Here is a 10497-nt window from a genome sequence, read left to right as displayed (position 1 = left end):
GGATCTCATTGCTAGAACAGAGAGAAAAAATCGATTCCGACATCCTGGAACAAGTATCAGCTACACTCAAAATACCCGTGGAAGCGCTCCGAAATTTCGACGAGGAAAAGGCGGTGAATGTTATTTCGAATACGTTCAATAACAGTTCTATGCTCAATGCCGTTAATAACAATCCGACTTTTCATCCTATTGATAAGCTTTTGCAGCTTCATGAGGAGAAGATTGCGCTTTATGAGCGGATGTTGAAGGAGAAGGATGAGATGATGGGGCGGTTGGAGCGGTTGATTATGGCCAGATAAAGCAGAGCATACAGTAACAAAAAAACAAGTCCAATCAGAGTACTTTATAAAATCAACCCCTCCTCAAATCAAAATGATAAAGCTGATTGAACTCGAGAACATAAAAGGCATCGGATCTGGCAGTCAGAAGAAAACCTTAAAATTAGATCTCTTACCAAACAAGCCCAGCCTTTTAGTTGCACCAAATGGTTTTGGAAAAAGCTCAATTACCGCAGCATTTAAATCTTTGAACAGAAACAAAATCAAGCTTAATGAAGATGACTATCACAGAAAAAGCGAGACATTAGACCCAAAGATAACAATTCGCTACAAAGACGAAGCTGGCACCGAGATTGAGCTGTATGCCGACAAGAACTCAAATAGTATATCGCACCACTTTGATCATTTCGTTATCAACAATCAAGTTCGAGCAAAAGGCACAGCAAGGAGTTTTGGCGGCGCGAACACTGTTAGTGCGTCGCTTAATATAGATCCAATTATATTGATAGACAATATCCCACCGACAACTCAACTAGAATACACCTATGGAACCATTAAAACAGGCTTTGGAAACAACGGAAAAGTATTACCAAATCTAGGGCCTATTTTTTCCAATTTAGAGCTATTTTCCATTCTATTAGAACAAGAAAACCTTATAGCACTAGATAGATGCTACAATTCCTCGATCAAAGAGAAAATAAACCAATTCATTTTAAGGCTGAATAGCCAGCCTCAGGCATGGTCCAAGACGGTTTTATTGAAATGGATTGAAGATAATGAGATCGATTTTTTAAACAACATAGACTATCTTAACAAGGTCAGGGAAGTTGTTTTTAGTATGGATTTAGCACTTCTAGAAAACAAGATTGTTGAATCCTATTTGATTTCGATCCAGTTAATAAACTTATATCACTTAAATAAATTTAATTTCAAATCATTTTGCAAACGCAAGGAATATGAGCGCGACAAGGCATCTTTTCGGCAACTATTTGATAGCCTTAATTCATCTTGGATTGAAATACGGCCAAAGGAAAAAGATGGTTCGTTAATTTTAGACTTTCCAAAGCCCCACCTAGTGTCTAATGGCCAACGAGATGTAATATCTTTTATGGCCCTTCTGGAAAAAGCTAGAAAAAAGCTCAAAAAAAATAACAGTATTCTGATAATTGACGAAGTATTTGACTATTTGGATGAAGCAAATTTAGTTGCCGTACAATATTATACTACACAATTCATTGAAGAATACAAACAAAATGGAAGAAAACTATATCTTATTATTTTCACGCACTTAGACCCTGACTATTTTAAAGGTTATGTTTTCGGCAGAAAACATAGAGTTAAGGTTCATTACCTTAACAAAAGTAACGCAAACGTTCATGAGCAGTTTATTAAAGTATTAAAAGAGCGAAATATCGCGACCTCTCCTTTAAAGAATGATATTGAAAAGCACCTCCTCCATTATCATACCTCAGCGCTAAGCAGACGCGCGGATTTTGATGCACGAGGACTTAAACCAACTTGGGGAGAAGGGAATAATTTTGATCAATATATATTTGGCGAGGTCGACAAGTATTGCAATAATGAACAAACATTTGATCCGCTAGCAGTATGCTGCGCTGTACGCAAAAAAATCGAAGAAAAAGTATACAATCTCATAAATGAACCTGATCATCAGAATACATATCTCAACGACAAAGACGGGGGTACGAATGAAAAGCTAGAATATGCAGAAAATATCGGGATAAACGTAAATGAGATGTATTATTTCCTCGGAATTATATACAACGAGGCTTTACACTGGAAAGATGATCGAGACAATAATTCAAATATTTCACCAGCACTTGGAAAACTTAATAATCTAACAATCAAGGCCCTAATCAAATCTATCTTTAATTAAATCGGTTCGCTAATCAAAAAAAAGAAAAAACTTATTCATCATGAGTCCTCAATAAACGATAACATGGATGATGTATCTTTCAAAGTAAAAAATTTTGCATCCCAGATGAATGTGCATCCGTCCACCGTCTACAAATGGATAAAAAAAAGGAATTTTAACAGCTTCCCAGGAGAACGGGGCGACATATATTGTTAGCGATGAATTATCTTCAAAATTAATTGTTAACCACCTCAATAAGAGTTTGTCTACTCCCGACGAGGCATACACTCCTGACGAGCTTTTAGATTATAGCGACTGGCACCAAACTTTGGATTACATCGCCTGGCTTTTCAAAACTTGTTACACTACAATAGACAATATTAAGAAGAAAAAGTTTAATATTCATCATATTTTTGTACAATACTTATCCGTTAACAAGATTGAATTAAAACATATAAAGAAGGAATTTACTTCTCCACATGTTAAGATAAAAAGTATTACGGATGACATAAAAAGGGGATGGTACAACGAATTAGCATTTATTTATCCATTAAAAGCATCTACACTTGGTGTTTCGTTTGGAGATATCAATGAAAATTTACAGATCTCGACTGCTAGGTTCACGTTCCCTTCCTGGAAAATAACTGAATTTTACTATTCTTCATACTTTTATCTCCGAACGATAGCGCAATATAAAAATCCAGATTTTAGAATTCAAGAGCACAAAGCCACGCTAAATTCATTCAAAAACAACGCTTTGGACTCTTTTCAAAAAGTAGCTTGGAAGTTTCCATTAGATATCGCTTACAAACCCAAACGCAAATATTTTGTAGCGAAAACTATGGTTGGTTATCTTAAACACTTAAACCATATGTATAGCTATCATCCACGCACACCGAATCTCTCATCTCCGGAAATTACAAGAGAAATCTATAAGCGCTTTAAAAAGAGGGGAAGACGTTTTAAGAGACCAAGTCACTATACTCTGTTCGATTTTATTCTAGAATTTAGGATATGGGCAAATTATTTGGACATTGACAATCTGCTTACGCTATATGGTTCTGGATTTAAAGCATTCCTAGATCAAAACCTATCATTGCTACTTTTTTTCATTGGTGGAATAACCGAGTTAGTATATATCGCAGTTTTTGGAGAGATAGCATATATCACGGAACTACAAAATCTATACGACTTATATGCCAAAAACAACAATAATATCAAAGACACCTTTATATACTCATCTATATATCAACGAATGAAAATTTTCAAAATCCAGGGATTCATTTCAAAAGAAATCCAAATAGAAAGTGTCATAAACTCTAATTTGATCGAATGAGTATAAGTCACGCATGCCTACCCCCTCCATTCCAACTCAACCCCTTCCCCTCTAACAAACTCCTGAAACCCCGCCAACAACCCCTTATCCTCCCTAACACCCCGCGGAAGCACCTTCTTCTCAGTTGCATACTTCACCAACAACCCCACAGCCTCCCCAATGCTCCACTCCACCGGATGCAGCCTATAACAACCATTGGTAACATGCGTGGTTCCAATATTCTTGTTAGCAGGCAAAATATTCTCCATCCGCACGGGCAGCAGCGCGCCCAGGGAGATCTGAAACGGCAATGACCCGAAATCAATGTAATTATCCCCGCCGGTACTCGGGTGCAAATCAATATGGTAGTAGCCGATGCCGACGCTGTCTTCAAACTCAGCAGCTTTCACGCCAGCAGATTGGCCGGTGATGCTCGCGCGCTGCTCGGCGCCTACGTGTTCTTCTTTGATGGTGAAAAGGGCCTTGATGCGGCGGGATTCGCGGACGTAGGGGTATTTGGCGAGGCCGTCTTCGGTGCCCATTACGTCTTTGCGGAGGCGGATGCCGGGCCAGCCTTTGCCGCCGTCGGGGCGCGGCGCTTCGGTTTGGAGCCAGTACAGGAGCGAGAGGCTGAGTTGCTTGCCGCGCTCGAAATGCTTGTCGAAATCCTTTTCGCTGGGGCTGATGAGGTTGCCGAGGGTGTAGTCGTTTTGCGGCCAGTTTACGATGGTAATGTCGCCGGCGTAGGTGCCGGGGGTGAAGTTGGCCTTGTTGATAATGCGGCGGTAGAGCCAGAGGTTGAGCTTGTCGCCGGTGGCGATGCCTTCCGGGTGGAAGCCGAGCTGTTTCGGTTCCAGGGTTTTGGGGTTGGAATAGGAGAGGTCGAGCAGCCTGCCCGACCATGGTTTGGCCATTTTGGGCACGTAGTTCTTCCAGAAATCATATTCGCGCGGCTTTTTGATCACGTGGTTTTCACCCGGGCGGTAGTCTATCGCGTAGCAGACGGTGAATGCCTGCACGTTTTCGGGATCGGCCTTTTCGGGGGCGTGGAATTCGCCGGTTTGGGCCTTGGATTCGGCGCCGGTCACGTATTCGGTACCGGTCATGGGTAGCAGGTCGCCGAGCTCGGTAGCGTCCACAAAATAGGGCGCGGTGAGGGTTACCTGGGTTTTGTTGCGGCGGTTGAGGGCGGTGAGCGATTGTACTTTGTTACCTTTCACGTCCGCGGACACGATTTTATGTTCCAAAAGCAATGTCAGCTTGCCGGAGCTGAGGTAGGGATTGAGCAAGTCGGTGAGCACGGCTACGGCTACGCGTGGTTCGTGGCAGAGCTTGGATACCGACCCGTCACCGGGGTTGAGGTTTTTGCGGCTTTTGGCTTCGGCGGTGAGCGGGTAGTTTTTCTGGTAATATTCGCGCACAGCCGTTCGGAACTGCCGGTAAGTCTTCGTGGCGCCGTGCGTTTCGATCCACTTGTGCTCGTCGGGCGGGACGCCTTGCTGGGAGATCTGCCCGCCGATCCAGTCGGTTTCTTCGGTGAGGATTACCGAGAGGCCATTGCGCAATGCGGCCAATGCGGCCGCGCAACCACCGAGGCCGCCGCCGGCGATGACGAGGTCGGCGGTTAAGGTTTCCTTCGACCTCTTTTCATGCGACAAAGGTCCGGACTGTTCAGCCGGACCTTTGTCGATATTAACCAGTGCACCACTGAGTGCGATACTTTTTAAGAAACTACTACGCTTCATATTTAATGGACATATTTTTATTTGTCACACTGAGCGAACCGGGCCGCCGGGCGGTCGAAGTGCTTGTAAGATGGTACTCACATCTCCCAGTGTTGTCACACTGAGCGAAGTCGAAGTGCATGCACGATGGTACTTACATCTCCCGATGTTGTCACACTGAGCGTAGTCGAAGTGCATGCACGATGGTACTTACATCTCCTGATGTTGTCACACAGGAGCGCAGTCGAAGCGTATGCACGATGGTACTTACATCTCCTGACGTTGTCACACTGAGCGCAGTCGAAGTGCTTGCACGATGGTACTTATCATCTCTCGGTATGGACTGCCTTCGACTGCGCTCAGGCTGACATTTCTCAGTTTTACATTTCTCAGTTTTATATTTCTCAGGATCACATTTCCCAGTTTAACATTATGCACGTTTCCCTGGCCAACATTTTCTCTAACTCACTTTCCCCATCACATACATCTCCTCCATCGTCGGGGTTGGGTTGCCGCCTTCTTTTTCCAGCGTTATGGCAAATGCGGCGGAACCGGCTTTGGTGTTTTTCATTTTAAGGACTTTACCGGTAAATGCTTTATCTAGCATCCCAATGTCGACAGGCTTGCCGTCCACAATGCTCCAAAGCTGATATTGCTTACCCTGAGGCGCTGCGGGCAGGTTTTGCACGTCTAGTAACACCTCATTCGTTTGCGTGTTCCAGAATGCCGATACCGCGCTTTCGGGCGATTTCGGCAGGCCTGCCATGTGAATGTGCTTGTACGAGGGGCTGCGGAACAGGTTGGCCAGCGCCTGGTTGTATTCGGCCTGGCTTTTCATGGCTGCCATATCCGTCTGCATGGTTTCTACCTCGGCGACCAATTTGTTATTGGCGCTTTTCATATCAGTCATCTGCATGGCCGACCATCCTGCAAACAGTGCTAGCAGCACGGCGGCGGCTACGGCGAGCTTCGACCAGAAAGGCATTACTTCCTTCGTTTCCACGCGCTCGAATGCATTCTCGATCACACGGGTATCGGTGTCAACAGGCTGCGCTACTGCCGTTCCTTCGACCAGCGGGACTATCTTTTCATCGGTCGTTTCATCGGACATTGTATCTTCCTCCGCAGCAGCATCGAAGTTCATCTGCGCAAAAATCGACTCTTTCAACGAAGGCGGGGGCGTTGCCTGGTGTTTCAGCGCATATTCTTCCAACGCGCTTTCGGTACGCAACAACTCTTCCTTGATTTCAGGGTAAATATGCGACATACACTCCACCTCCTGCTTCTCCTGGGGAGAAACAGTGCCCAATACATATTCCTCCAATATACCGGACTCTATATAGGCTTGGATATTCATACTGCAAAGTATCGTTTTAACTCTTGTAATGCGGTCCGGATCCGCGATTTCACGGTGCCTAGCGGAATGCTCAATTCTTCCGATATTTCCTCATGGGTATAGCCCTGGAAATAGGCCATGTCGATGAGGATTTTCCTTTCAGGCCTTAGCATGTCGACAATCGCCTTCATGTCCGAACTGACAGTCTGTGAATCTTCGTACGTATCCTTTTCATTGAGGACCACCGTGTTTTCAATATCATCCATTGCCGGCTTCCGGCCTTCCGCCCTGACTGCGTCTATCGCGCCGTTACGGGCGATATTCATAATCCATGTAAACAATCGTCCTTTCTCCGGATTATAGGAAGCGATATTCTTCCAAATCTTCAGAAAGCTTTCCTGCAACACATCTGCGGCTTTCTCCTCATCCCTCAACGTTTTTGAAATGATATTAAACAAAGCTCCCGAGTAATGGTCGTACAGGAATTCGAAGGCGCTTCGCTCGTTCCGTTTGAGCGCCGACACCAATTCCTCTTCCGAGTATTTTACCTTGCTTGTCGCCAAGAGTTGTTTATCATTAAATTGTAAATTACTTACTGGCAATCTAATGAAATTTCCCATATGGCTGGCGGGGCTGTAACAAATTATTGCCTTGTTGCCATTGCAGGAAAAAATCACCACAGAGGGGGTTATTGCCGGTATTCCGTACTGTGTGTATGAACCGATCATCGTAGTGTGTTTTTTTAGCATATACGACGACTGTTCCGGAATGGATCGACAATGTGCGAGTAATCTCCAACCGGTTTTACTTTCTCAGGCTTTCTACCCGCCAGAGGGTCAGGAAGATAAAGAATATGATGAGACTGAGCAGGTAAATGACGTTCCGGGAGTCGATGAGGCCTTTACCGAGTGCCTGGTACTGAACGTCGAGCGCTATACCGGAGAGCAGGCTCGCCGCAAAACCATCGCCAAACATACCGGAAACGGCGCCAAAACCGACGTACCAGATGAATGCGAGGAATACGCCGAGAATGAATGCGACGATCTGGTTATCGTTCAGCGACGACGCCCAGACGCCCATCGCTACCAGCACGCCGCTTAATAGCAGTAAGCCAAGATAAGAACCCGCCACAGCAGCCGAATCGACATCGCCTACGGGGTTCCCCAGTTGGTAAATACTGTAATAGTAAATGAGCGTCGGCAGCAATGTAAGCACCACCAGCACCCAGTTTGCGAAGAATTTCCCGAGTACCAGATCGATGTTGCGGATCGGTTTGGTCAGGAGCAATTCCAGCGTTCCGTTCCGCGATTCTTCGGCTAACGAGCGCATGGTAATGGCTGGTATGAGGAATATCAGCACATAAGGCGCGAGGCCGAAAAACGAACCCAAATCGGCATAACCGTAGTCCAGGATATTGGATTCAGGAAAAACCCAGACGATCAGACCGATAGCAGTCAGGAAGACCGCCATGACAATGTATGCGATCAGTGAATTGAAAAAACTGGCTACCTCTTTTCGGAAGATTGCTAACACTATTCGGGGATTTTGATTTAAGTCTTTTCAGGAATGCGTTACTCAAAGACTGGCTTTTCCTTGCGCATAATGGCGGCGATGATCAGCGAAAAAATAAAGCCCATGACCAGGTATCCGAAAATCACCATCACGAACATGATCCCGGGCGACATGAATTTCTGCGACACTTCCAGCGCCTGTTCAATCTGCGCGTCATCCATCCCCTTCGCTTCCAGCTCTTCGCGCATCTGGTCGAGGCTCTGCGTGAGCATATTGGAGTCGATAAACTGGATGTAAAAGATCGTAAAAGCCGAACTCAGCAAACCCAGGACTGCGGAAGTAAGGGTACCCAGCCCCAACCCTTCTCCATAGCTGATAAAACCTCCATTCTTCTCCCGAAAATCCTTCATGGCCAGTACGATCGCAACGATCATAAAAACGTACGTCAACGAAGCCAGTATCTTGTTCGTTCCAAGCCCGGCAAGGTTCAGGACCGTCGAATATACCATCGTTACAACGGCAACGACCAAGCCATATTTCAGGGCAACACGAGCGGTAGAGGTTTTTTCTTCCATGTGAAGGTTTAAGATTTGTTGTTTTGAAGAATGCTATAATCCTGTTTTCTCAAAATCAGAGAAATCACCAGAATAGGGATAATCGCCATCACGGTCTTCTTACCTACTTCGTCCATAATGATTTCCGAAGTCTTCATTTCTCCCACACCATTGTACATCTTCTGAAACTCCGCCTCCCCGATGTTCTTGACGAGCTCGGCTTTGCCTTGCAGCATCAGGTCTTTCATCTGGGCGATGTATTCCGCAAAAACGGATGGGTCAATATAAGTTACAAAAAAATAGATCAGCCAGCCGGCTACCAATGCACCAACGGTATTTACAACGTAACCGATGGTTAATGCTTCCCATAAATGCAAAAAGCCATTCCCGACTTTCTTGCGGTAATACCAGCAAGCGCCGGCAATGAGGATAATATGAATCCCGATGTCGAGCACCTTGTTGTTTCCGAGCGGTACAATGCCCATCGCGTAAAGGCCCAGGAAGAACAGAAAGACCAATACGCCTAACGCCAGCCCGAACAGCAACGAAAGTTTTAAAATAGGTTTATTAAAATATGCTAAAATCGAATTCATTTGAACCACTCCTGTTTACCATTGTTGATCACCCCTCTTACCTTGCCTCTCAGCGTCTGTCCCAGGAACGGTGTATTTTTTGATTTGGAATAGGTTTTACCAAAAACCCATTCCGCATGCGGATCGAAGAACGTCAGGTTTGCTGCTGAACCTTCTGCCACACCCACCGCCGGAAGCCGCAGGATTCTCCTTGGCTGAGCGGTAAGTTTCTCTATCACATCTTCCAAAACCAGCCCGCTATGCATGATTGACAGTGCAAATGCAGTTTCCAAGCCTGTTATGCCAAAATCGGCATGGTCGAATTCGAGGTTTTTGCTCTCCTCGTCATGCGGGTTATGATCTGAAACAATGGCGTCGATGGTACCGTCCGCCAAGCCTTCGCGAAGCGCCGCATTATCCTCCGCTGAGCGGAATGGCGGGTTAACTTTCAGGTTGGTATCGAAGCCCATCAGTTCCTTATCCTCAAATGCAAGCTGGTGCGCGGCGATATCCGCAGAAACAGGCAGGCCTTTGGCCTTCGCTTCGCGTACCAGTTCGACACCCCGCACGGTCGACAGCAGCGAAACGTGCAGTACCGGATCGGAGGTGTCATAAGTATTTTTCTCCAATGCGTATTCGAGCAGTTTCAGGTCCCGGATCAGCATCATTTCCTCTGCCAGCGACGGCATCCCCTTCATTCCTACGAGCGTGCTCGTTACGCCCTCGTGCATTTGCCCGTACAGCGTGAGCTCACGGTCTTCGGGGCGGTTAATGAGCAATGCATTGAGTGGCCGCAGGTATAGAATGGTTTTCAAAAGCAAATCCGCATTCTGTACCGGGCTTTCACCATCGGTAAATGCAATGGCACCGGCCTGATGCAAGTCCATCATTTCCGTGAAATCGACGCCGTCGGTCTTCTTTGTGACCGCCGCCGCGGGATGCAATGTAACCAGTCCGCCGAAGCCGCTGTGGCGAATATAATTGAGCGTATCCTTCGTATCCACCACCGGCTGGGTGTTGGGCAGCAGTACGATCTCCGTAAACCCGCCATGCGCCGCAGCCTGCCGAACGGAATGTAAATCTTCTTTATGCTCAAAACCAGGATCGCGCCCTTGCACGCGCATATCGACCCAGCCTGCGGAAACCGACAAGCCAGTACCGTCTATCGCCTGCGCATTACCTGCGTCGAGGTTATAGCCAATTTGTTTGATCTTCCCGCCTTCGATCAGGATGTCTTTCACCTGACCGTTGAAGGGCGATTTTTTATCAATTACCCGAACCGAGCTAACTAACAATTTCATATTTATTTCAAACTATACACCGGGAATGC

10 protein-coding genes are annotated in these 10497 nt (G+C 46.0%); 3 read left to right on the top strand and 7 right to left on the bottom strand.

Features of this window, described 5'->3' with window-relative positions:
* The 3 genes from AAHB90_RS29660 to AAHB90_RS29650 all read left to right on the top strand — a co-directional run.
* A partial coding sequence (locus AAHB90_RS29660) for an XRE family transcriptional regulator (protein ID WP_342088933.1) occupies positions 1-299 on the top strand: 299 nt, incomplete at its 5' end.
* 73 nt (positions 300-372) lie between these two features.
* Positions 373-2175, top strand: coding sequence for a hypothetical protein (locus AAHB90_RS29655; protein WP_342088931.1), 1803 nt, complete (start codon positions 373-375; stop codon positions 2173-2175).
* A 241-nt stretch (positions 2176-2416) separates the two neighbouring features.
* Positions 2417-3490, top strand: a complete 1074-nt coding sequence (locus AAHB90_RS29650) for a hypothetical protein (protein ID WP_342088930.1) — start codon at positions 2417-2419, stop codon at positions 3488-3490.
* Between the two features lie 17 nt (positions 3491-3507).
* Here AAHB90_RS29650 and AAHB90_RS29645 read toward each other — a convergent pair whose 3' ends face one another.
* The 7 genes from AAHB90_RS29645 to AAHB90_RS29615 form a co-directional block, all read right to left on the bottom strand.
* Positions 3508-5214, bottom strand: a complete 1707-nt coding sequence (locus AAHB90_RS29645; RefSeq protein ID WP_342088929.1) for an FAD-dependent oxidoreductase — start codon at positions 5212-5214, stop codon at positions 3508-3510.
* A 439-nt stretch (positions 5215-5653) separates the two neighbouring features.
* Entirely contained in the window at positions 5654-6550 is an 897-nt protein-coding gene (locus tag AAHB90_RS29640) for an anti-sigma factor (RefSeq protein WP_342088927.1), read from the bottom strand.
* A complete protein-coding gene (locus AAHB90_RS29635) occupies positions 6547-7092 on the bottom strand; it encodes an RNA polymerase sigma factor (RefSeq protein ID WP_342088926.1) in 546 nt (181 codons plus the stop codon). The genes AAHB90_RS29640 and AAHB90_RS29635 overlap by 4 nt, the downstream gene beginning before the upstream one ends.
* A 241-nt stretch (positions 7093-7333) precedes the next feature.
* Positions 7334-8062 (bottom strand): gliding motility-associated ABC transporter permease subunit GldF, encoded by a 729-nt coding sequence (gene gldF / locus AAHB90_RS29630; protein ID WP_342088925.1) that lies wholly within the window; start codon positions 8060-8062, stop codon positions 7334-7336.
* A 38-nt stretch (positions 8063-8100) separates the two neighbouring features.
* Positions 8101-8616 (bottom strand): DUF4199 domain-containing protein, encoded by a 516-nt coding sequence (locus AAHB90_RS29625; RefSeq protein WP_342088924.1) that lies wholly within the window; start codon positions 8614-8616, stop codon positions 8101-8103.
* An 8-nt stretch (positions 8617-8624) separates the two neighbouring features.
* Entirely contained in the window at positions 8625-9188 is a 564-nt protein-coding gene (locus AAHB90_RS29620; protein WP_342088923.1) for a DUF4199 domain-containing protein, read from the bottom strand.
* Positions 9185-10468, bottom strand: coding sequence for a dihydroorotase (locus tag AAHB90_RS29615; protein WP_342088922.1), 1284 nt, complete (start codon positions 10466-10468; stop codon positions 9185-9187). The genes AAHB90_RS29620 and AAHB90_RS29615 overlap by 4 nt, the downstream gene beginning before the upstream one ends.
* Positions 10469-10497 lie beyond the last annotated feature (29 nt).

The organism is Dyadobacter sp. OTU695, assembly GCF_038440355.1.
Taxonomy (GTDB): Bacteria; Bacteroidota; Bacteroidia; order Cytophagales; family Spirosomataceae; genus Dyadobacter.
This window is presented reverse-complemented; position numbering and strand designations above follow the sequence as displayed.

What these genes read in the sequence shown, in the direction of transcription:
- AAHB90_RS29655 (WP_342088931.1), top strand. Translation starts at nt 373, where the DNA reads ATGATAAAGCTGATTGAACTCGAGAACATAAAAGGCATCGGATCTGGC.
- AAHB90_RS29645 (WP_342088929.1), bottom strand. Translation starts at nt 5,214, where the DNA reads ATGAAGCGTAGTAGTTTCTTAAAAAGTATCGCACTCAGTGGTGCACTG.
- AAHB90_RS29640 (WP_342088927.1), bottom strand. Translation starts at nt 6,550, where the DNA reads ATGAATATCCAAGCCTATATAGAGTCCGGTATATTGGAGGAATATGTA.
- AAHB90_RS29625 (WP_342088924.1), bottom strand. Translation starts at nt 8,616, where the DNA reads ATGGAAGAAAAAACCTCTACCGCTCGTGTTGCCCTGAAATATGGCTTG.
- AAHB90_RS29620 (WP_342088923.1), bottom strand. Translation starts at nt 9,188, where the DNA reads ATGAATTCGATTTTAGCATATTTTAATAAACCTATTTTAAAACTTTCG.
- AAHB90_RS29615 (WP_342088922.1), bottom strand. Translation starts at nt 10,468, where the DNA reads ATGAAATTGTTAGTTAGCTCGGTTCGGGTAATTGATAAAAAATCGCCC.